Raw genomic sequence first — 22,657 nt, forward strand, 5'->3', positions numbered from 1 at the left:
AGAGGTGGGTTTCATGAATTTCGACGAACAGATCATACGTAAAGGTTCAAAATCAGTCAAATGGGATCAAGCAGAGTCTTTGTTCCTGACAACAGATGCGCTGCCAATGTGGGTAGCAGATATGGATTTTAAAGCGCCCCAAGTCGTGCTTGATGCTTTAAAAGAACGATTAGATCACGGCGTATTTGGCTATGCATTTCAGGATCAGGAAACGCAGCAAACAGTAGCTGACTGGCTCAAAAGAAGACACAGTTGGACGATACAAACAGATGCCGTCACTTTCACACCAGGTATCGTGACAGCACTTAGTTTTGCGGTACAAGCCTTTACAGCTCCGAATGATGAAGTGGTCATTCAGTCACCGGTGTATACGCCCTTCTATCAAATGATTGAAAGAAATGGACGTATCGTCTCAACCAATCCTTTAAAAATAGAAAACAACCGTTACATGATGGATTTTGATGATTTAGAGAAAAAATTAAGCAGACCAGAAGCAAAGCTGATGTTTCTTTGTCATCCGCATAATCCTTCAGGGAGAGCTTGGTCAAAAGAGGAATTAAAGCGTGTAGGAGATCTATGTGTACAGTACGGTGTCACCGTCGTGTCAGATGAAATTCATTCGGATCTGATGCTTTACGGACAGCCGCATGTGCCTTTTGCCAGCCTTTCTGATGAGATAGCTAACATCACGATAACGTGTATTGCACCGAGTAAAACATTTAATTTAGCTGGTCTTCAGGCATCTGCCATTATCATTTCTGATGAAGAAAAAAGAACCCTTTTCACCAATGAATTGCAAAGAAATGGATTGTCCAAACTGAATGCCTTTGCGATTCCTGCCATGGAGGCGGCCTATCGCCACGGAGATGAGTGGCTTGATTCACTTGTTCTTTACCTCGAAAATAATATGAAGATCGCAATGGATTATATTGATGAATATCTGCCGAGCATGCGTTATATGAAACCAGATGCTTCTTATCTATTGTGGCTGGATATTCGTGATTATGAGCTCACTCAAGCAGAATTGAAACGTAATCTGCTGAAAAAGGGCAAGGTCATACTAGAGCTCGGAAACGTATATGGGCACGAAGGAGACGGCTTTATTCGAATGAATCTAGGCTGTCCTGCCGGAACAGTAAAAGAAGGTCTGAAGCGCCTTCATCAAGCATTCACTCTATCATCCGAATAAAACCATTTCTATCAAAAGAACATCCTAACGGGTGTTCTTTTTAAAGAAAAAAACCCTCCTATTATCATATCTACTTTGTACATGAAATGATATAATGAGAGGAATTACAATTATTTACGAGGAGAGCATTTAAATGGAAATGTTCAAGGATTTTCTGCTCCATGTATCTTTTATTCTATTTCCAATCTTTTTATATCATGCACTATGGCTAAGCCGGACCCCTGCTCATTTCCCTAAAACGAATAAACTGCTCATCACCATATTTGCATCCATTTCATCAGCACTATGTATTATGTATCCAGTTGGTTCGATTTTAGATTTGCAGACTGGGCTTCAATCGATTCCCCTTGTACTGGCTATTTTATACGGGGGATATACCGCCGGAATCGTCGCTATCTTAGTTAGTTCAACCGTAAAGTTCGTGATGTATGGCTCTTTTTTATGGGTTGGATTGATTGTTGTACCGATTTACTTTTTCATTCCTTTCCTGCTTTACCGGAAATGGCGCCAATATTCTAAGCAGAGAAAGCTGTTATACGGAGTCCTGATTGCGTTATCAAAAGGGATGTTTATTTACATTGGACTGCTTGTGGTCAGCTTAATAGAGTACAGTCCTGCATTCATTATGCAACAAAAGCTGCTCGAATTATTTTTCTCAACTCTTTACTACATATTCTTTCTTGTGCTGAGTATTTATTCCATTGAGTTTGTGAAAGAGAATGCGCAAATGAGAACACAGCTTGTCCAATCAGAGAAACTGACGATTGTGAGTGAACTTGCAGCAAGTGTCGCCCATGAAGTCCGCAATCCACTGACGGTGGTGAGAGGATTTATCCAACTGCTCTTTTCAAGTGACAATACAAAAGAGCCGTCAACCAATAAAGATTATAAAAATCTCGTTTTATCTGAACTTGACCGTGCGCAGGATATTATTACGAGCTATCTTGATATTGCGAAACAAAATTATTATCAAATTGAGTCTCTCAATTTATCTAAATTACTTGAAGAGTGTGCATCGCTGATGACATCCTATGCGAATTTTAAGTCGGTCACGATTCATCAATCGATTGAACCAGACTTATACATCCAAGGTGATGAAACGAAAATCAAACAAGTCATGATTAATTTAATCAAAAATGCAATCGAAGCAGCGCCCGAACACGAAGGTAAAATCGAACTATTTGCTTCAAAAGAAAATCATCGAATCTGCCTTTATTTCGTTGATAACGGTGTAGGCATGTCAGAAAGTCAAATGAAAAAGCTTGGTGAACCCTATTACACATTGAAAAATAAAGGAACAGGGCTTGGGTTGACAGTGACATTTTCCATCATTGAAAATCATCATGGAACGATTCGTTTCAAAAGCTCATTGCAGTCTGGTACAACAGTCACCGTGAAGTTTCCTGAAGATACAAGAAGAAAATGATCAATCCATTTTTTTTGTCCTTTTTTCATCGATCTGCTCCTGCTTTTTAGAAGCACGAACGATCAGACGAAAGCAAATAAATGCAGCAGCAAAGAAAAGCACCGTCGTGATTGCCGCAGGGATATACTCCCTTTTATCTTCAGGAAAATACAGTAGAAAGAATATGATGAACGACATGTTCCGCTCTTCCCCCTTTTGCTCGTTTACTTCACTATATTGGCTAAAAGAAAGGAAATACCTTCTTATGCGAAGGAAATGGAGGAATTTCATATGACAGACATTCAGATTGGACAAATCGTGAAAGGTTTTTACAAAACAGGTGTTTACATTGGGGAAGTGACAGCCGTTAAACCATCTACTTATCTCGTTCAAGTAAAAGCGGTTTTAACACACCCCACTCAAGGTGACCTGCATCATCCAAAAGAAGCGGACGTACCTTTTTTTCAGGAAAGACGGGCTTTGGCCTTTAGGGAACAGACGAACATCCCTCATCATATGGTCAAGCCTTATGATGGCGACATCCCTGATTATCAAGTATCACTGAAAGACGCCGTAGACAAATTGAAAAAAGGGCTCAGTGCGGATGATTCCAAGTGGGCTGAAAAATCAAGAGCGTGCCTCTCTTCTCTTGAAAAAGATTATTTTCCAGAAGACGCCCGCTAATCTGCCGAATCAAAAAAGTGAGAGAAGTCAATGAGTTCACCAATTTTGGTTGTTTGCGGATTTTCCACATAGGATCGATCTTTTTCAAAAAGGGTGAACAGCTGATAAGTGGTCATGGCATCATCGAGTGCTTTATGATGCTTACCAGCTCCTTCACTGCCGTACTCCTTAGCTGCTTTCCGAAGTCCTGTGAGTGTTCTATCACCAAAAAAGGTTTTATATTCAAAAGCCAGATCCCTTTGATTCCCCTTAAAAGGAAAGCCAATATGATTGAGCATACAGTTTTGCTTCAGTACCTTCATGTCCATATTTCCCCATGTGATAATCTCACAGTCTTCTCCCCCATCGAGTGACACGAGCTTCTCGATAAACGTCTCAAAAGAAATCCCGCTTTCTACATCCTGCTGCGTAATGCCAAGGAACGATTTACAGCGCTTTGTCAGCTTCGGGAACTTTTTCGGTTTGACATAGCTTGAGAATGTGTCTATGATCGTTTCATTTGATGCTTTAACGACACCGGCCTCAATGATTTCCGGGAAAAAATTTTGCGGATGATATTTCCCATCTGGCATCGTAAATTCAAAATCGACCACAAGCAGCGTCTTCTGTTCCATCAGTCTCACCCCACTTTCTCGTCTGTTTTCCATCCTGCTACTATTATATTAAGACGGACTTTGAAATCACTTCATTTTCGTGAAAATAATGCAGATTCACTATGCCCAACCTATTCATCAGATGAAAGATCGTTTATTTTCCTTTATAATTATTAAGGAACACGAAATAAATAAAGAAGGTGGTCTTTATCACAAACAGGAAGAAAAACTTGTACATCATGTGGTTTGTGAACTTTTTTGTATCTGCCAGCATTACAATGATCGTCCCTTTTTTATCACTTTACATAGAGTCTCTTGATAGCAGTTATTCGAATGAATTTGTTCAAAGATGGAGCGGCTATGTCTTTGGGGTTACGTTTTTAACAGCCTTTCTCATTTCTCCAATTTGGGGACGGATTGGTGACCGGCATGGCTATAAAAAGATTTTGCTCATTAACGGCATTGGGATTGCAACAAGCATTTTATTAATGGGGCTTGTTCAAACCGTTTATCAACTATTTGCGTTACGGCTTTTCATGGGGCTTGTGACAGGCTTTATTTCGACTTCGATGGCACTGATTTCTGCACAGACCGAAAAGGCAACAGCCGGTAAGACCCTTGGTACAATGCAGATGAGTAATGTCGCCGGAGGGTTATTTGGTCCATTAATGGGTGGATTTATGGCAGACAGTGTCGGATTCATTTATACATTTTTCTTAACAGCTGCTGTCATATATGTGTCAGCGATTGTCATTATCTTCGGTGTGAAAGAACAGCCGATCCGTTCAAAAGAAGCAAAACGGGTTTCTTACTCACGGAAGGACGTCCTTGTCCATATTTTCAAACAGCCTTTACTTGTCGTCACCATGCTTCTCACATTCATTACGCAAGTCGGGAACTTTAGTATTCAGCCGCTTTTAGCCTTGTACATTCATGATTTACACGGCCCAGTCAACCTTGCCTTTTATGCAGGACTGGCGTTTTCTGCAACGGGGCTTGGCAATTTGCTGTTTACACGGAAATGGGGAGACCTTGGAGATCGAATTGGTCACGATAAGGTGCTGCTAGCCCTTCTCATCCTCTCCTCCATTTTATTTATCCCGCAAGCGATGGCGGATTCCTACGGGATGTTAGTGATCTTCCGTTTCTTATACGGGATGGCACTAGGCGGCATCATTCCTTGTACGACGGCCTATATTCGCATCAAAGCGCCTGCCTCTATGCAAGGGGAAGTGCTTGGTTACAATGTCAGCTTCCGCTTTCTTGGAAATGTCGTCGGACCCGTTATAGGCGGCATTGTGGCGAGTCATTACGGAATTCCAGCTGTCTTTTATGTCACCGCCGGCATTTTCCTTTTCGGGGCATTATTTTTATGGGCGGTCCGCTCACAATCAAAGACAAAAGAGAGGAGTGTCTGATCCATCATCAGATACTCTTTTCTTCTGTCTAAATGCCTTGTTTACTAGACTTCACGTCTATTCTTTTCTAAAAATAACCTTCTCGTAATCGCAAAAGAATGGTACGATATGGCTAGAAATCCGAAGAAAGTGAGTGACCTCATGTTTCGTGCAATCATTGGTTGGTTATTACTTGCTGCCCTCATCCCATTATTTGTTCTGACTTTTTATCTATCAAAGGAAGAAGCCGCAAGTGTAAAACCTGTTAACGAAGTGCTTGATCAAAAAATCAAGCTGGAAAAGGTAGACTTTTCCCAAAACAGTTATATGTATGATCGAGATGGTTCTCTTATCTCTGAGATCGTATCAAACGATGAGAACCGTGTTTTCGTGAAGTACGATAAAATTCCTGATTCCGTCAAGGAGCTGTTCCTCCGATCAGAGGACCGCAACTTTTATGACCATAAAGGCATTGACTTTATGGGCGTGATTCGTGCCCTTGCCGCAAATGTGAAAAACCATGGCATTAGCCAAGGCGCTAGCACCATCACACAACAGTTATCCCGTAATTTATATTTAAGTCATGAACGTTCATTCAGCCGAAAGTTTACAGAACTGCTCTATTCCTATGAGCTCGAGCGAAAATTTACAAAAGAGGAAATTCTCGAAAGCTATTTAAATACGATTTATTTCAGTAACGGGGTTTACGGTGTCGGTTCTGCGGCTAATTACTATTTTGATAAGCCGCTTAGTTCTTTGACGCTTGCACAGATGGCATTTATTTCTGCGATTCCTAACAACCCTACGCTGTATGACCCATTGAAACAATTCAAACATACAAAGAAACGCCAGGAACGGCTGCTTGGTATTTTAGAAAAAGATGGTGTCATTACTAAGAAGCAATACAAAAAAGCAGTGAAAGAAAAAATCAGCTTGTCCTTAAGTGAAAAGAAAAATCTTTACCCTGACTATGTGACATACGCCAATGAAGAATTTACCGATCTGGTGTCTGATCAGGAAGGCTTTACAAAACGATTGAAAAAAGCCAAAACAGCTGGCGCAAAAAAGGCAATTCAAAAAGAATTATCAGAAAAGGTCAGTGCATTGCTTCAAGATGGTGTGAAGATTTATACAGCACTAGACCCTTCCTTACAACAAAGAGCGGTCTATCAGCTCAATGCACAATTGCCTTATCAAGGTGTGGAAGGCGGTTCAGCAGTCATTAACCACCAAACCCATCAAATCGTCGCACTTGCTGGCGGGAAGAATTATAAAAAGTTTGATTTCAACTACGCCTATCAAGCGCAAAGACAACCAGGTTCCGCCATTAAACCGCTGTTAGATTATGGCCCTTATATTGATCAAACCGGTGCCACGGCATCAAGCAAAATCAGTGCCGGCAAGTTTTGCAGTAGCGGATATTGCCCGCAAAACTATAATCATAAAACGTATGGAACTGTAACACTTGAAACAGCCTTTAAGAACTCTTACAATACACCAGCGATTCGTATGCTTGATACAGTCGGTGTCAAAAAAGGCTTCAGCTATTTAGAAAAGTTTTCATTCGAACATATTGTCGCAGATGATTACCGCCTCCCTTCTGCACTTGGAGGATTTACAAAAGGCTTCTCGCCGCTAGAAATAACCGATGCATATACCGTGTTTGGCAATCAAGGTGCCTATACGCGAAACCACTCCATTACAAAGGTCACAGACTTAAACGGCAAAACCCTTTACAAGTGGAAAGAGTCGCCGAAGCAAATCTATTCTCAGCGTACAAATGAAACAATGCGCAAGCTGCTTGCCTCTGTTGTGAAAAGTGGAACAGGGAAAAAGGCGAATTTCAATTCTCCTTACATTGGGGGAAAAACAGGGACATCCAATGACTACAAAGACATTTGGTTTGTTGGCCTGACAGATCAATACACAATGGGTGTATGGGTAGGAAGAGATAGAGGAACCGTTGAATCTATTTATAGTTCAAGTCCGCACTTACGTATTTGGAAACAAACTATGCAATACGCTAGATAAACAGGAGGTTTGATTGCGATGCATTCGACACAACCCTCTCACTTCATTTTATTTGACGGTGTCTGCAACGTGTGCAGTGGTGCTGTTCAGTTTATCATCAAGCGCGACCCGAATGAGCGGATGATGTTTGCTTCTTTACAATCAGATACAGGGCAGCGTATTTTAAAAGAAAACGGCTTGCCTTTAGATGAGTTCAATTCATTCATTTATATTGAAAATGGGACCCTTTATATGAAGTCAACAGGCATCTTAAAAGCGGCGCGCCATTTAAAAGGGATATACAGATGGAGCTATTTACTCCTCGCGATCCCTCGTCCAATCCGTGACTGGTTTTATCAACTCATTGCAAAGAATCGCTACAAATGGTTTGGTCAAAAAACATCCTGCATGATGCCTACACCAGAAATTCAGAAGCGGTTTCTTCCATAAAAAAAGCATCCTCCATCATCGGAGGATGCTTTCTTTCGTCTGATTAAGCTGGCAGACTCGCCATCACACTGTTATAAAGCTTAATAAATAAGTACAAAATGCCGATCAAAAACGTGGCCCAAAACAGCAGATTAAACATCATAAACCCAATTAAATTCAGCATGGAAAGTGATTGATAAATGCGTACCACAACCCAGATAAAATAGACGAGACTTGCTAAAACAAAAAGCCCAACAAGCAAAATGAGCTGCTGCGTCAATAGAAATGCAAGTAAGCTGGCAAACAAATAGACAACCGATGCAATCCGAATTTTCTTTAAGTTCTCCCCTTCAGGGTCCTTTGCAAAAAAGAGCAGCGCCAACTCTAACACCGTATCTGCAATGAGTTTTAAAGCAGATAAAATCATAAAATAAACAAGTGCAAATGCGGCAAATAAAGCAAGACGAATGCCCTGTTCAGAGAAAAATTCCAGCATTCCTTTTAAAATTCCTGCTTGGGTCAAGAAGTCAGTCGTGATACCTACTGTAAAAATAGAAAAGGCAGAGCTGAATAGCAAAATCGAAATCAGCGGAAAATATCCAGTCAAATATGTATTTTTCATAAATAGATCCTTTCTCATAAGCTCATTTTTATTATGGCTCACTTAAAACGGATTGACAAGATGCTTTCCAAGTAAACTGGAATCTAAATCAAATTTGTGATTTTGCACGTACATTCCTTCACAAACTTACATTTTCCCGTTAAAGTATTACTATTACGAAAAAATTGCGCGTTAGGGGTATACTCGTGAAAAAAACTTTAAGACTGCAAACACGGCTGACGATCTTTGTCTGTATTGTTGTCCTGATCTCCCTCTGTATCACATTCTTTACGATCTGGTCAGAAACAGCCAAAAATATTCATCAGCAGGAACGTGATATCGCCCTCTCCACTGCCAAAATGGTCGCAGAGGCTCCGATCACAGCAAAATCATTGGAAAAAGATCAATCATATACAGCACTGCGAAAATATACAACAAGTGTTCAGCGTATTACCAAAACCGAATTCGTTGTCGTCATGGATATGAACGGTATCCGCAAAACACATCCGAATCCACAAAAGATTGGGAAGCGGTTTGCTGGCGGTGATGAAAAACCGGCATTACAGGGTAAAGAACATATTAGTACCGCATCTGGAACACTTGGCAAGTCCATGCGTGCCTTTGTTCCTGTTTACAACCAAGATGGCAAGCAGCTCGGGGCTGTGGCAGTTGGGATTACATTAAAGGAAATTGATTTAATTATTCATCAAAGCCTGCTCCCGCTCTATTTTGTCACATCGCTTAGCCTTTTATCTGGCATTATCGGCGCACTCATTGTGGCACGTAAAGTAAAGAAGATTATGTTTGGACTAGAGCCAGATGAAATTGCCACATTATTAAAAGAACGAAGCGCTATGCTAGAATCAACAAAAGAAGGCATTCTTGCCGTCGATCAGCACGGTAAAATCAAGCTGGCAAATGCAGAAGCTAAACGTCTTTTTCATAATATGGGCATTATGGTTGACCCTAGAGAACAAGATGTACAGGCCCTTCTTCCTTCAAGCGGCTTAAAGCAAGTAATCGAAACACGGAAACCGCTGCTTGATCGCGATGTCAGAATGAACGGACTGGAGCTGGTCTTTAATGAGGTGCCGATTACGGTAAAAGGGGAAATTGTCGGAGCAATCGCAACCTTCCGTGACAAAACAGAAGTCAAACACCTGGCTGAGCAGCTGAGCGGGGTGAAGATGTATGCCAATGCACTTCGTGCCCAGTCACACGAATTTATGAACAAGCTCCATGTCATTTTAGGATTGGTCCAGCTAAAGAACTATGATGACCTTGGCACCTATATTAAAGATATTGCAATTTATCAGCAGACAGAAACAAATGAAATCATCAACCATGTGAAAAACTCAGTCTTAGCCGGGTTTTTACTAGGAAAACAAAGCTACATCAGAGAACAAGGCGCAGCTTTAGAAGTCAATTGCAGTACACAGGTACCAAACTCGGAGGACCCAGCAGTCACACATGACCTTATTACGGTCATCGGTAATCTGTTAAATAACGCACTCGATGCCGTTTCCCATACAGAGATCAAAAATATCTCCATCTCATTCAGATATGTCCAAGAGCAGCTTCATATTGAAATTACAGACACAGGGGTCGGTCTGACAAAAGAAGAACAGGACATTATGTTTGATCAAGGCTTTTCAACAAAAGGAGAAGACAGAGGATTTGGCCTTTACTTTGTTGACCAAAGCATCAAAAAACTGAACGGACATATGATCGTCACAAGCGAAAAAGGAGAAGGAACGACCTTTAGTCTCCGTATTCCATATAAACAAAAGGAGGATTCACATGATTAATGTGTTGATCGTAGAAGATGACCCAATGGTCGGGGAGCTGAATAAACGCTACTTGACCCAAATAGAAGGATTTGAATTAAAAGGGATTGCCACCTCATTTCAGAAGGCACTAGACATCTTAAAATCAGAAATCATTCACCTTGTATTGCTTGATATTTATATGCCTGGACAAAATGGGCTCGCCCTATTATCAGAAATTCGTGAGAAAAATCATTCCGTTGACGTCATCGTCATTTCAGCTGCAAATGAAGTGGATGTCGTACAGCAAACGATGCGAAACGGAGCTGTCGACTATTTAATCAAACCTTTTGAGTTTGAACGCTTCCAATCAGCACTGGCAGAATATAAAAGAAAACATGCCCTATACCAAACGATGAACAGCATCTCTCAAAATGATTTAGACGCGAAGCTTTTTCATAAAAAAGCAGAGGCGGAAAAAGTCCTGCTGCCAAAAGGCCTGACGAAGAGCACACTCAAACTCATCTGGACAAGCATTCAATCATTCGGTCAGCAGGCTTTCACGACCGAAGACCTAGCCAATCATACTGAAATCTCCCAAGTTTCAATTAGAAAATACTTGAAATTTCTTGAGGATATCGAAGTGGTTGATGTGGAGATGGCATACGGGACAATCGGCCGCCCTGTTTTCCAATATAAACTGAATACAAGCAACATGAATTTGATTCAGCAATATCTTTAATTGGACACATCTGACCTTTCACAAAGGCCAGATGTTTTTTTATGGCATACGATGTCACAAACCCCTTGATATCAGTGGTTCCACTGTAGTAGAGCACATCATAAAAGCGGCATTATATCATATTTCAGCACATAAAAAGACATCGAATTTAGCCTTTTAACATTTTTTTAAAAATAAAACAAATTTCTATTTATTTATTCGATGGGAAATGATAAATTATGATTGATTAGTTCAACGAGATATAAGTCTGATGTCTTACATCTTCTCTCCTGTTTCCATCAATTTTAAAAGAATGCAGGATAAAATACCCTTTTCACAAGGATAGGAGGAGGCAAGAGTCGGTCTTTTTTCGCGAGACTTTTCTGAAACTTTTAAATTTTATAGGGGGTTATGTTTTGAAGAAGCGCAAAATTGGACTTGCATTGTCCTTAGTCGTAGCAGCAGGAACCATCCTTGGAGCATGCGGCAACTCTGGCTCAAACAGCGGTGAAAACAAAAAAGATAAAGATCAATTCACTGTTGCAATGGTAACTGATGTCGGTGGTGTCGATGACAAATCGTTTAACCAATCTGCTTGGGAAGGTTTACAAGCATTTGGGAAAGACAACAATTTAACAAAAGGTAAAAACGGCTTTGATTACTTACAATCTAAATCAGACGCTGACTATACAACAAACTTAAACACACTTGCTCGTGAGAAATTTGATTTGATTTACGGAATTGGTTTCTTAATGCAAGATTCTATTACTGAAATTGCTGATCAACGTAAGAAAAACCACTTTGCCATCGTTGATGCAGTTGTAAAAAAAGACAACGTAGCAAGCATTACATTTAACGAAAATGAAGGGTCATTCCTTGTAGGTGTTGCAGCGGCTCTTTCTACAAAATCAAACAAAATTGGTTTTGTTGGCGGCGTTGATTCTGAATTAATCAGAAAATTCGAAGTTGGTTTCCGTGCAGGCGTTGAAGCAGCTAATCCAAAAGCAAAAGTTGAAGTGAAATATGCTGGTGCATTCGATAAAGCAGACATCGGTAAAGCAACAGCTGAAAGTATGTACAAATCTGGCGTTGACGTCATTTACCACGCAGCAGGCGGAACTGGAACTGGTGTCTTCACAGAAGCGAAAAACCTGAAAAAAGCTGATCCTGACCGCAAAGTGTGGGTCATTGGTGTTGATAAAGACCAGTATGACGAAGGTAAAGTACCTGGAACAAAACAAAGTGTCACTCTTACTTCTATGATTAAGAAAGTAGACACAGCGGTACAAGACTTAACAACAAAAGCAAAAGAAGGTAAATTCCCTGGTGGCGAAGTCATCACGTACGGTCTGAAAGAAGGCGGCGTTGACATCTCTCCATCTCAAGAGAATCTTGATAAAGATGTATTGAAGAAAGTCGAAGAATGGAAACAAAAAATCATCAAGGGTGAAGTGAAAATCCCTGCAACACGTGATGAACTAAAAGATTTTAAAGCTTAATTTGTGCATCGGGATAAGCGCGTCTTATCCCCTTGCCTCTCCTTTACCTCCTCTTTATTCGTAAAAGGTGGTAAAAGAAAAGCTGCAGCCTTGTTTTGCAGCTTTTCTTTTGCTAGTTTTTATCTTCATCAGCACCCTAAAAAAGGAGCGGTTAAACCTGTGGATTATGTCATTGAAATGTTGAATATACGCAAAGAATTCCCTGGCATTGTAGCAAATGATAACATTACGCTACAGCTAAAAAAGGGCGAAATTCATGCGCTGCTTGGTGAAAACGGCGCTGGAAAATCAACGCTTATGAACGTGCTTTTCGGACTGTATCAGCCTGAAAAAGGTGAAATCAAGGTACACGGAAAACCGGTTACAATCTCAAGTCCAAATGATGCAAGTGATTTAGGCATTGGAATGGTCCATCAGCATTTTATGCTAGTTGATACATTTACTGTGGCTGAAAACATCATTTTAGGAAAAGAGCCAAAGAAATTTGGAAAGATTGACAAAGAACAAGCCATTCAGCAAGTGCAGGAACTTTCTGACCGTTATGGACTGAAAATAGACCCTGCCGCTAAAGTATCTGACATCTCAGTCGGTATGCAGCAGCGAGCAGAAATCTTAAAAACACTATACCGCGGCGCTGACATCTTGATCTTCGACGAACCAACAGCCGTCTTAACACCTCAAGAAATAAAAGAACTCATACAAATTATGAAAAACTTAATCAATGAAGGCAAATCCATTATTTTAATTACCCACAAGCTAAAAGAAATTATGGATGCCTGTCATCGTGTGACCATTATCCGAAAAGGGCAAGGTATTCGTACACTTGATGTGGAACACACAAACAAAGACGAGCTTGCCAGCTTAATGGTCGGCCGCGAAGTCTCATTTAAAACAGACAAAAAAGCAGCCTCCCCTGCTGAAGAAGTCTTGCAAATTCAAGATCTCACTGTCAAAGATACGCGAGGAATTGAAGCCGTGAAACAACTCAATTTATCAGTGAAAGCTGGTGAGATTGTCGGAATTGCGGGTGTAGACGGAAATGGTCAATCTGAATTAATTGAAGCCATTACAGGTCTGAAAAAATCCGAATCTGGCACGATCATGCTAAACGGGAAAGCCATTCAAAATCTCCCGCCTCGTAAGGTCACAGAATCTGGTATCGGACACATTCCTCAAGACCGTCATAAGCACGGACTTGTCCTTGATTTTTCAATTGGAGAAAATATTTCCTTACAAACGTATTATCAGCGTCCATATTCGAAGTTTGGCTTGATGAATATGAAAAATATTTATCAAAAAGCAAAACAAATCATTGCTGAATACGACGTACGGACGCCTAGTGAATATACAGAAGCACGTGCGCTCTCAGGCGGTAACCAGCAAAAAGCCATTATTGGCCGTGAAGTGGACCGAAATCCTGATTTATTAATTGCCGCACAGCCGACACGTGGACTTGATGTCGGAGCCATTGAGTTTGTTCATAAACGTCTGATTGAACAAAGGGATTCAGGCAAAGCTGTTCTGCTCATCTCCTTTGAGCTTGATGAAATTATCAATGTCAGTGATAAGATTGCTGTTATTTTCGAAGGCAGCATTATTGCCATTGTCGATCCAAAAGAAACAACAGAGCAAGAACTTGGTCTGTTAATGGCTGGAAGTACGCAACAGGAAGTGGGGAAAGAAGCAAATGTCTAATCGCTTAACAAATCTGCTGATTCCGCTTATCGCCATTGTACTTGGTCTTTTCGTTGGGGCCATCATTATGCTGGCAAGCGGTTATAGTGTCATCGAAGGTTATAGCGCCCTTTGGAATGGCGTCTTCGGTGAAACCTATTATATGGGAGAAACCATCCGACAAGTCACGCCTTATATTTTATCAGGACTTGCTGTTGCCTTTGCATTTCGGACAGGCCTCTTTAATATCGGGGTAGAAGGTCAAATGCTGATTGGCTGGGTAGCTGCTGTATGGATCGGCACAACTGTCCATGCACCTATGTATATCCATCTGCCTCTTGCACTGATCACAGCAGCAGTTGCTGGTGCATTATGGGGCTTTATTCCCGGATTTTTAAAAGCTCGTTTTTACGTACATGAAGTCATTGTCACCATCATGATGAACTACATTGCCCTTCATGTCACAAATTATTTGATTTCAAATGTCTTAACAAACAATAAAGATAAAACAGAAAAAATTGATGCAACAGCTTCCCTTCGATCTGGTTTTTTTGAGCAGATCACTGATTTCTCTAGAATGCATAATGGGATTTTTGTTGCCATTATTGCGGCTGTTGTCATGTGGATTATTATCCAGAAAACCTCTAAAGGGTTTGAATTACGCGCAGTTGGGATGAACCAGCAGGCCTCTCATTATGCTGGAATGAACGTTCGACGCAACATCATTTATGCAATGCTCATTTCTGGTGCCTTTGCGGGTCTTGCAGGTGCGATGGAAGGACTCGGAACATTTGAATATGCTTCGATTAAAGGATCATTCACTGGCGTTGGTTTTGACGGAATCGCTGTTGCCTTATTAGGCGGAAATACAGCTATTGGTGTCGTCTTAGCTGCATTATTGCTTGGTGGATTAAAAGTCGGTGCTTTAAACATGCCGCTTGAATCTGGCGTACCGACTGAGGTCGTTGATATTGTGATTGCGATCATTATTCTTTTCGTTGCCTCAAGCTATATCATCCGTCTTGTCATTCAACAATTGAAGAAAAAGGGGGGGAAATAAGTGGGATTTCTGCAAATTCTTGAAATCATCGTCCCGGCTACACTTGTATATGCTGCACCACTTATTTTAACCGCTCTTGGAGGCGTCTTTTCAGAAAGATCAGGTGTCGTCAATATCGGTCTTGAAGGTTTGATGGTCGTCGGAGCATTTTCTAGTATTATCTTTAACTTAATGTTTGCTGATACGTTTGGTGCCTTGACCCCATGGCTCGGTCTACTTGTTGGTATGGCCATTGGCGGCGTGTTCTCACTCATTCACGCTGTTGCCACTATTACGTTCAGAGCAGATCAAACGGTCAGTGGTGTTGCGATTAACATGCTTGCCCTTGGTGCTACGCTGTTTGTTGTCAAACTGATTTATGGCAAAGCACAAACGGATAAAATTACAGAACCTTTCTATAAAGGAGATATTCCCCTTTTAAGTGACATTCCGATCATTGGTGATATTTTCTTTAAAGATGTGTATTATACGTCCATTCTCGCATTAGTTCTTGCGGTTGTCGCTTGGTTTGTTTTATTTAAAATGCCGTTTGGCTTACGACTTCGTGCAGTCGGAGAGCATCCAATGGCAGCTGATACAATGGGAATCAAGGTATATCGGATGCGCTATATCGGCGTCTTCATTAGTGGTCTATTTGGCGGTCTTGGCGGAGCCGTGTATGCATCGACAATCGCTCTTGACTTCTCACACGCCACCATTACAGGACAAGGCTTCATTGCGTTAGCCGCCCTTGTTTTCGGGAAATGGCACCCATTTGGCGCTATGGGCGCTGCTTTATTCTTTGGATTTGCACAAAGCTTAAGCATCATTGGCTCTCTGCTTCCGCTGTTTCAAGATATCCCGAACGTGTACATGCTCATTGCACCATATGTGCTGACGATCCTAGCTCTTACTGGCTTCATTGGACGAGCAGACGCACCAAAAGCACTTGGTACCCCTTATTTAAAAGGAAAACGATAAATAAATACCATGTATGATCAATCCCCTGAAGGACAAACTATCTTCAGGGGTTTTTTGTATGATAAAAACGACAAAACCCCCGTTTATTTTACTTTTATTACACTTAATTTAGTTTAATAAATAGATGAGTGTCACAGAATCTTCTACAATTGAGACAAATAGCATTTGGGGGTGTTTATGTGGCTAATACACAACAATTGAAATCGATTACAAACGATTCTGCCAATAATAAAAGCGTTTTCCGAAAAATTCTTTCTTGGAAAATTGGTGTTATTGATCTACCTGTGTATATAGTACTTGCAGCGATTATTTTAACTGCCGCTTATTTTAATAAAATTCCAGCAAATATGCTTGGTGGTTTCGCTGTTATTATGATTTTGGGGATTTTCCTAGGAGATGTAGGACAACGTATTCCAATCTTAAAAGATATTGGTGGACCGGCGATTCTTTCTTTATTCGTACCATCGTTCCTGGTCTTTTTTCATGTTCTGAATCCAAACTCGTTGGAAGCGGTTACGTCTCTGATGAAAACGTCGAACTTCCTATACTTCTATATATCTGCTCTTGTAGTAGGTAGTATTCTTGGAATGCAACGAACTGTTTTAGTGCAAGGCCTTATTCGTATGTTTGTTCCTCTTGTTGCAGGTACAATTACAGCTGTAGCTGCTGGAATTCTAGTGGGTCTTCTAGTTGGTTACACACCGCATCATTCGTTCTTCTTTATCATAGTACCGATTATTGCCGGTGGTGTCGGTGAAGGAATATTGCCATTATCAATTGCTTATTCACAAATTCTTGGTGTATCAGCAGAGTCATTAATTTCTCAATTAATTCCGGCTGCTGTCATTGGGAACGTCATTGCCATCATTTGTGCTGGCGCAATGAAAAAGCTTGGTGAAAAACGTCCTGAACTAAACGGGAATGGACGACTTGTTAAATCAAAAGAAGCAAATGAAATCTTTGAACAGCCTGACATGGATACTAAAGTTGACTTCAGCTTAATGGGTGCAGGTGTACTTGTTGCTTGTACAACCTTTATCTTTGGCGGCTTATTAGAAAGTTTTGTTCATATTCCAGGTCCAATCTTAATGATTGTTCTTGCTGCATTAATCAAATACTTAAACGTGATGCCTCAGCATTTGCAAAACGGCTCACAGCAGTTCTACAAATTTGTATCGAAAAGCTTTACATGGCCTCTAATGGTTGGTTTAGGAATTCTATACATTCCACTTGATGATGTGGCTACTGTCATTTCGATTCCTTTCGTATGTGTATGTATTGCTGTTGTTCTAGGCATGGTTGGTTCTGGTTACTTTGTTGGTAAATTCATGAACATGTATCCAGTTGAATCTGCCATTGTGACTGGCTGTCACAGTGGATTAGGCGGTACTGGTGATGTTGCGATTCTTTCAGCTTCTGGAAGAATGGGCCTTATGCCTTTCGCTCAAGTCTCTACACGTCTTGGCGGAGCAGCAACCGTTATTTGCGCAACAATCTTACTCAGAATGTTTACTTAAAAAAGAAACAAAAAGCATGTCCTTTTCGTAAGGGACATGCTTTTTTTATATTTCTTTTCTCCCATACATCCTCATTCATCAGCTAATACAATTCGTATATACTCCCGAGGCTGAAAAGGATACTGTTTCGCCTGCGGATAGGTCATATGGAGGAGTTGCTCAGAAAATAGCGGCCATTCACTCCCGGCCTGCCACCTTTTTTGATCATTTCGTTCAATCAAGAATGCTCCTCCTAAAATCGTGCAGAATATGCTTAAGCTGATGGCGATCTTTCGTTTCATTTGATCAGCTCCTTTAAGAAAAGCATGTACGAAATACAAAACAATATACAACGAGTTTCATTTTTGATAAAATATTTTTTGTGGTCAAAAGAACTCAAAACAAATTCAATTTGTCGTAAATCAGTTCAAACCAATGCACTATGTCTGTATTTACGCTATAATTTTAATTACCAGTTCTTTAGAACGTGAATTTATATTGATCAAAGGAGGTTCATTTTCTTGCAGCTTATTCACTTCGCCATCCTATCACCTTTTTTACTTGCCTTTGTCGTCCCTTTTCTCTTTAAATACGTAAGGCGTATACATACAGGATGGTTTGTTCTCATCTTGCCTATTCTTTTATTTACCTATTTCATCCAAATGCTCCAGATCACCTCGAATGGACGAACGTTGTTCTCACAAGCTGAATGGATTCCCTCTCTAGGGATGAATTTCACTGTGTATGTAGATGGTCTCAGCCTGTTATTTGCTTTACTCATCACAGGTATTGGTGCACTTGTGGTACTGTACAGTATTTTCTACTTATCAAAGGAAAAAGAACAGCTTGGCTCTTTCTATACGTATTTATTAATGTTTATGACCGCTATGCTCGGTGTTGTCCTCTCTGATAACATGGTCGTACTTTATTTGTTCTGGGAGCTAACAAGTATCTCTTCCTTCCTCTTAATTGGGTATTGGTATAAGCGTGAGCGTTCTCGTTACGGAGCAACCAAATCACTGCTTATTACTGTGTTTGGCGGATTAGCTATGCTTGGCGGCTTCATCCTCATTTACCTGATCACTGATTCATTCAGTATTCGCGAAGCAGTCAATCAGCTTCAGCTCATTATGGCATCACCTTATTTCATCCCTGCGATGGTTCTCATTTTACTAGGGGCCTTCACGAAATCAGCGCAGTTCCCATTTTATATTTGGCTGCCTGATGCTATGGAAGCACCAACCCCTGTAAGCAGTTATCTGCATTCTGCTACTATGGTCAAAGCCGGTATTTATCTGGTTGCCCGCTTTAGTCCGATTTTTGCTATATCAGAGGTGTGGTTTTGGACCATTTCGATTGTCGGACTTATCACACTATTCTGGGGATCTTTCCACGCCGTTCGGCAAAATGATTTGAAAGCCATTCTGGCCTTCTCGACAGTGAGTCAACTCGGTATGATTATGCTCATGCTAGGAGTAGGCGCAGCTGCCATTCATGAAAACAACCCTGCCTTTTTTGGCGCAGCCGTTCTTGCTGCTATTTTTCATCTCATTAACCACGCGACCTTTAAAGGAAGTCTCTTTATGGCAGCAGGGATTATCGATCACGAAACAGGTACACGTGATATTCGCAAATTAGGTGGATTAATGACCATCATGCCAATTACCTTTACAATTACGTTAATTGGTACATTCTCGATGGCTGGACTACCGCCTTTTAATGGATTTTTAAGTAAAGAGCTATTTTTCACAAGTATGATTCGGATTTCTGACATCAGCTTTACGGATGTTTCAACATGGGGGGCTGTCTTCCCTGCTATCGCTTGGCTCGCTAGTGTGTTTACGTTCATCTACAGTATGATGATCGTCTTCAAAACATTTAGAGGCCGTCTGAATGTCGATCAATTGGAGAAAAAACCGCATGAAGCACCGATTGGTATGCTGATCCCGCCAATTATTTTAGCTGCACTTGTGGTCACGTTTTTCTTTTTCCCTAATATTCTTGCCTATTCTGTCATTGAACCTGCCATTCAAGCGATCATTCCAGAAGCCATTCAAACAGGAAGCCGCTTTGCCGTAAAAATTGAAGCGTGGCATGGATTCCAGCCAGAGCTTTACATGACAATTGGTGTAGTTGCGCTCGGTACCATTGGCTATTTAACGCTGTCAAAATGGCGCCCAATGTACAACATATTTAAGGAAAAATGGTCATTTAACGCTTTGTATGATCGTTCGCTTATAGGTGTAGAAAAAGGGGCTTACCGCCTAACAAACAGCTATATGACAGGATTCCTTCGTGACTATCTTGTCTATGTATTTGGGTTTATGATTATCGTGCTTGGCAGCGTGATGTTCTACAAGCAAGCCTTCTCATTTCAAACTGAGCACGCTGCATCAATCGGCACGTACGAAGTCATCCTTTCACTTGTGATGGTCGCAGCGACAGTCACGACTGTCTTTGCTCGTTCACGCTTAACAGCTATTATTGCACTAGGTGTTATGGGCTACACGCTGTCACTATTCTTCGTGATTTTCAGAGCACCTGACCTTGCGCTGACACAGCTCATTATTGAAACCATTTCTGTCGCGCTGTTTTTACTTTGCTTCTATCATTTGCCAAAGCTGAGTCTGAAGCAAAAAACACGAAGATTTAAATTAACAAATTTGATCATCTCATTAGGTGTTGGAGTCGTTGTCACCTGTCTTGCTTTCGCTTCAACAAGCCAGCAGTCTCTTGACACGATTTCAACGTACTTCATTGAAAACAGCTACAAACTGGCTGGCGGAGACAATATTGTCAATGTCATTCTTGTCGATTTCAGGGGCTTTGATACACTCTTTGAGATTACAGTGCTGGCCATTGCGGCACTCGGTATTTATGGATTATTGAAGGTAAAAGCACAAGGAAAACGGAAGAGAGGCGTACGGCGATGAGAAAGATTGATACGAATGATATGCTCTTACAAGTCACTACTAAAATTACAGCATTCATCATCTTGCTTTTCTCACTTCACCTATTTCTTGCAGGACATAACAATCCTGGCGGAGGATTCATTGGCGGTTTGATGAGTGCTGGTGCTGTCGTCCTTCTGCTTTTAGCCTATGACCTTAAAACAGTCAGACGCATTTTACCATTTGACTTTATTTATGTGGCTGGTGTCGGTTTGCTCGTTGCCATCCTAACAGGCATGGGATCTTTTCTGTTCGGAGCACCTTTCCTATCCCATGCATTTGATTATTTCCAACTGCCGTTTCTAGGGAAAACAGAACTGGCGACAGCAGTCCTGTTTGATATCGGTGTGTATTTAGTTGTTGTTGGTGTCACCATGACCATTATTCAAACGATTGGAGAGAAGGAATAATGGAATTTCTAATGTCTATTATCGTCGGAATCATTTTTATGGCAGCGACCTATTTAATGCTTTCAAAAAGCCTTCTGCGGGTCATCGTCGGTACTGCCGTTTTAAGTCACGGCGTCCATTTGCTTCTATTAACAATGGGCGGCTTAAAAAAGGGAGCACCTCCTATTTTGAAAGAGGGACTCACATCCTATGTAGATCCATTGCCACAAGCATTAATTTTAACAGCCATTGTCATTGCTTTTGGTGTAACATCCTTTTTGCTCGTGATGGCCTTCCGTGCCTTCCAAGAGCTGAGAACAGATGACATGGATCAAATGAGAGGAAATGATCAGCATGAATAATCTCGTGATCCTGCCTATATTAATACCATTACTAGCTGCTACATTATTGATTTTTATGAATAAAAACACCATGCTGTCGAGAGGCTTTAGTGTATTTGCATCTCTTTTAGCCATTATCTGTAATGTCTATTTGGTCCAAACGATTTTCACAAACGGCATACAAACCCTTTATTTGGGTGGCTGGAAAGCACCGTTTGGCATTGCCCTTGTGGCCGATCAGTTTGCTGCACTTCTTGTGCTGACCGCTTCCATTGTTGGACTTGTCACAGTTCTTTTTTCTTTTCAAACGATTGGGAAAGAAAGAGAGCGGCTGTTCTATTATTCTGGTGTCCAATTCTTGTTAGCTGGCGTCAGTGGTGCCTTTTTAACGGGAGATATTTTCAACCTGTTTGTCTTCTTTGAATTGTTGCTAATGGCGTCTTATATGCTCATTGTTCTGGGTGGTTCAAAGCCTCAGCTTCGTGAATCACTGAAATACATTGTGTTTAATATTATCTCATCGGCATTATTTATTGTGGGCGTAGCGTGTTTATATGCAGTCACAGGCACACTGAACATGGCTGATTTAAGTGTGAAAATTGCTGAATCTGGGCAAACAGGGTTAATCACCGTGATTGCCATTCTGTTCCTGATTGTATTTGGCTTAAAAGCTGGGGTCTTCCCGCTTTATTTCTGGTTGCCAGGGTCTTATCATGCACCGCCGGCAGCGATTTCAGCTTTGTTTGGCGCACTGCTGACAAAGGTCGGGCTATATGCGATTGCCAGGGTCTTTACGCTCATCTTTATACATGATACAGGTTTTACACATACAATTATGGCCTGGCTAGCCGCTCTAACGGTTATATTCGGTGTCATTGGCTCTATCGCCTATTCTGATGTGCAAAAAATTGTGATTTATAACATTGTCACAGCTGTTGGTGTCATTTTGTTTGGGATTGCGGCCAATACACCGGCATCACTTCAAGGCGCCATTTATTACCTCATTCACGATATGGTGATCAAAGGAGCTCTATTTATGCTCGCAGGGGCACTGTTTGTGTATGCTGGAACCAATCATCTGAAAAAAATGGGTGGGCTGATTCAATCCCAGCCTCTACTCGGCTGGATGTTCTTCATATCGGCTTTATCACTTGCGGGTATTCCTCCGCTAAGTGGATTTGTTGGCAAGCTGAAAATTGTTGAAGGTGGGTTTTCTGCTGGGTACATGACGTTCTCTATCCTTGTTTTACTGTCCAGTCTTCTTGTCCTTTATTCTGTTATGAGGATTTTCATGCTCGGGTTTTGGGGAGAGGATCAGGATATGCGAAGAAGAAAGCCATCCATTAGAGGAATGGTGTATCCTGGGGTACTGCTTGTTATCTTATCGCTTGCGATTGGATTAGGCACAGAATTCATTGCACCTTATATCAATCAAGCTGCGGAAATGCTTTCAACACCAGAAAAATATATTCAAGCTGTGCTGAAGGAGTAG

General features: G+C 41.1%; 21 protein-coding genes. 17 read left to right on the top strand and 4 right to left on the bottom strand.

Translation table 11 applies throughout. From position 1 onward, the window contains the following. Positions 1–13 precede the first annotated feature (13 nt). Together M2353_RS14925 and M2353_RS14930 are read left to right on the top strand one after the other, a co-directional pair. Positions 14–1,189 (top strand): MalY/PatB family protein, encoded by a 1,176-nt coding sequence (locus M2353_RS14925; protein WP_284725652.1) that lies wholly within the window; start codon positions 14–16, stop codon positions 1,187–1,189. 133 nt (positions 1,190–1,322) lie between these two features. After that, positions 1,323–2,615, top strand: coding sequence for a sensor histidine kinase (locus M2353_RS14930; RefSeq protein ID WP_008345807.1), 1,293 nt, complete (start codon positions 1,323–1,325; stop codon positions 2,613–2,615). On the opposite strand, the gene M2353_RS14935 is transcribed toward M2353_RS14930, so the two are convergent. Then, a complete protein-coding gene (locus M2353_RS14935; RefSeq protein ID WP_008345810.1) occupies positions 2,616–2,792 on the bottom strand; it encodes a hypothetical protein in 177 nt (58 codons plus the stop codon). A 93-nt stretch (positions 2,793–2,885) separates the two neighbouring features. Between M2353_RS14935 and kapB the strand changes: the two genes are divergently transcribed. Continuing rightward, positions 2,886–3,278, top strand: coding sequence for a kinase-associated lipoprotein KapB (gene kapB, locus M2353_RS14940; RefSeq protein ID WP_017358956.1), 393 nt, complete (start codon positions 2,886–2,888; stop codon positions 3,276–3,278). Here kapB and kapD read toward each other — a convergent pair. Next, entirely contained in the window at positions 3,275–3,892 is a 618-nt protein-coding gene (gene kapD / locus M2353_RS14945; RefSeq protein WP_025207898.1) for a 3'-5' exonuclease KapD, read from the bottom strand. The genes kapB and kapD overlap by 4 nt on opposite strands. Positions 3,893–4,110: 218 nt before the next feature. Here kapD and M2353_RS14950 point away from each other — a divergent pair, with 218 nt between their 5' ends. From M2353_RS14950 to M2353_RS14960, 3 genes are all read left to right on the top strand, one after another. Next, on the top strand, positions 4,111–5,289 hold the full coding sequence (locus M2353_RS14950) for an MFS transporter (RefSeq protein ID WP_220482436.1): 1,179 nt from the start codon (positions 4,111–4,113) through the stop codon (positions 5,287–5,289). Between the two features lie 108 nt (positions 5,290–5,397). Further along, positions 5,398–7,299, top strand: a complete 1,902-nt coding sequence (locus tag M2353_RS14955) for a transglycosylase domain-containing protein (protein ID WP_017358954.1) — start codon at positions 5,398–5,400, stop codon at positions 7,297–7,299. An 18-nt stretch (positions 7,300–7,317) separates the two neighbouring features. Continuing rightward, positions 7,318–7,728 (top strand): thiol-disulfide oxidoreductase DCC family protein, encoded by a 411-nt coding sequence (locus M2353_RS14960; RefSeq protein ID WP_035701187.1) that lies wholly within the window; start codon positions 7,318–7,320, stop codon positions 7,726–7,728. A gap of 43 nt (positions 7,729–7,771) precedes the next feature. Here M2353_RS14960 and M2353_RS14965 read toward each other — a convergent pair whose 3' ends face one another. Then, a complete protein-coding gene (locus tag M2353_RS14965; RefSeq protein WP_017367952.1) occupies positions 7,772–8,329 on the bottom strand; it encodes a YufK family protein in 558 nt (185 codons plus the stop codon). Positions 8,330–8,514: 185 nt separating this feature from the next. Between M2353_RS14965 and malK the strand changes: the two genes are divergently transcribed. From malK to M2353_RS15000, 7 genes are all read left to right on the top strand, one after another. Further along, a complete protein-coding gene (gene malK / locus M2353_RS14970) occupies positions 8,515–10,116 on the top strand; it encodes a malate sensor histidine kinase MalK (RefSeq protein WP_178897274.1) in 1,602 nt (533 codons plus the stop codon). Further along, positions 10,109–10,816 (top strand): response regulator, encoded by a 708-nt coding sequence (locus M2353_RS14975; protein ID WP_024719723.1) that lies wholly within the window; start codon positions 10,109–10,111, stop codon positions 10,814–10,816. Before malK ends, M2353_RS14975 begins: the two co-directional genes overlap by 8 nt. A gap of 395 nt (positions 10,817–11,211) precedes the next feature. After that, positions 11,212–12,294 carry a BMP family lipoprotein gene (locus M2353_RS14980; RefSeq protein ID WP_035701194.1) on the top strand — a complete coding sequence of 361 codons (1,083 nt, stop codon included), beginning with the start codon at positions 11,212–11,214 and terminating at the stop codon, positions 12,292–12,294. A gap of 159 nt (positions 12,295–12,453) precedes the next feature. Beyond that, positions 12,454–13,989 carry an ABC transporter ATP-binding protein gene (locus M2353_RS14985; RefSeq protein WP_050826563.1) on the top strand — a complete coding sequence of 512 codons (1,536 nt, stop codon included), beginning with the start codon at positions 12,454–12,456 and terminating at the stop codon, positions 13,987–13,989. After that, a complete protein-coding gene (locus tag M2353_RS14990) occupies positions 13,982–15,028 on the top strand; it encodes an ABC transporter permease (RefSeq protein WP_047945345.1) in 1,047 nt (348 codons plus the stop codon). The genes M2353_RS14985 and M2353_RS14990 overlap by 8 nt, the downstream gene beginning before the upstream one ends. Further along, positions 15,029–15,988 carry an ABC transporter permease gene (locus tag M2353_RS14995; RefSeq protein WP_008345835.1) on the top strand — a complete coding sequence of 320 codons (960 nt, stop codon included), beginning with the start codon at positions 15,029–15,031 and terminating at the stop codon, positions 15,986–15,988. A 179-nt stretch (positions 15,989–16,167) separates the two neighbouring features. Further along, entirely contained in the window at positions 16,168–17,505 is a 1,338-nt protein-coding gene (locus M2353_RS15000; protein ID WP_284725653.1) for a 2-hydroxycarboxylate transporter family protein, read from the top strand. Positions 17,506–17,576: 71 nt separating this feature from the next. Here M2353_RS15000 and M2353_RS15005 read toward each other — a convergent pair whose 3' ends face one another. After that, complete coding sequence (locus M2353_RS15005; RefSeq protein ID WP_019744044.1) at positions 17,577–17,786, bottom strand: hypothetical protein; 210 nt, start codon at positions 17,784–17,786, stop codon at positions 17,577–17,579. 219 nt (positions 17,787–18,005) lie between these two features. On the opposite strand from M2353_RS15005, the gene M2353_RS15010 reads away from it, so the two are divergent. The 4 genes from M2353_RS15010 to M2353_RS15025 are packed head-to-tail and all read left to right on the top strand — an operon-like array spanning position 18,006 to position 22,657. Then, a complete protein-coding gene (locus tag M2353_RS15010; RefSeq protein WP_035389255.1) occupies positions 18,006–20,417 on the top strand; it encodes a Na+/H+ antiporter subunit A in 2,412 nt (803 codons plus the stop codon). Next, on the top strand, positions 20,414–20,845 hold the full coding sequence (locus tag M2353_RS15015) for a Na(+)/H(+) antiporter subunit B (protein ID WP_008345843.1): 432 nt from the start codon (positions 20,414–20,416) through the stop codon (positions 20,843–20,845). Before M2353_RS15010 ends, M2353_RS15015 begins: the two co-directional genes overlap by 4 nt. Further along, positions 20,845–21,186 carry a Na(+)/H(+) antiporter subunit C gene (locus M2353_RS15020; protein WP_003213576.1) on the top strand — a complete coding sequence of 114 codons (342 nt, stop codon included), beginning with the start codon at positions 20,845–20,847 and terminating at the stop codon, positions 21,184–21,186. The genes M2353_RS15015 and M2353_RS15020 overlap by 1 nt, the downstream gene beginning before the upstream one ends. After that, a complete protein-coding gene (locus M2353_RS15025) occupies positions 21,179–22,657 on the top strand; it encodes a Na+/H+ antiporter subunit D (RefSeq protein ID WP_284725654.1) in 1,479 nt (492 codons plus the stop codon). The genes M2353_RS15020 and M2353_RS15025 overlap by 8 nt, the downstream gene beginning before the upstream one ends.

Origin of the sequence: Bacillus aerius (genome assembly GCF_029894105.1) — a bacterium.
In the GTDB taxonomy this organism is placed as follows: Bacteria; Bacillota; Bacilli; order Bacillales; family Bacillaceae; genus Bacillus; species Bacillus altitudinis.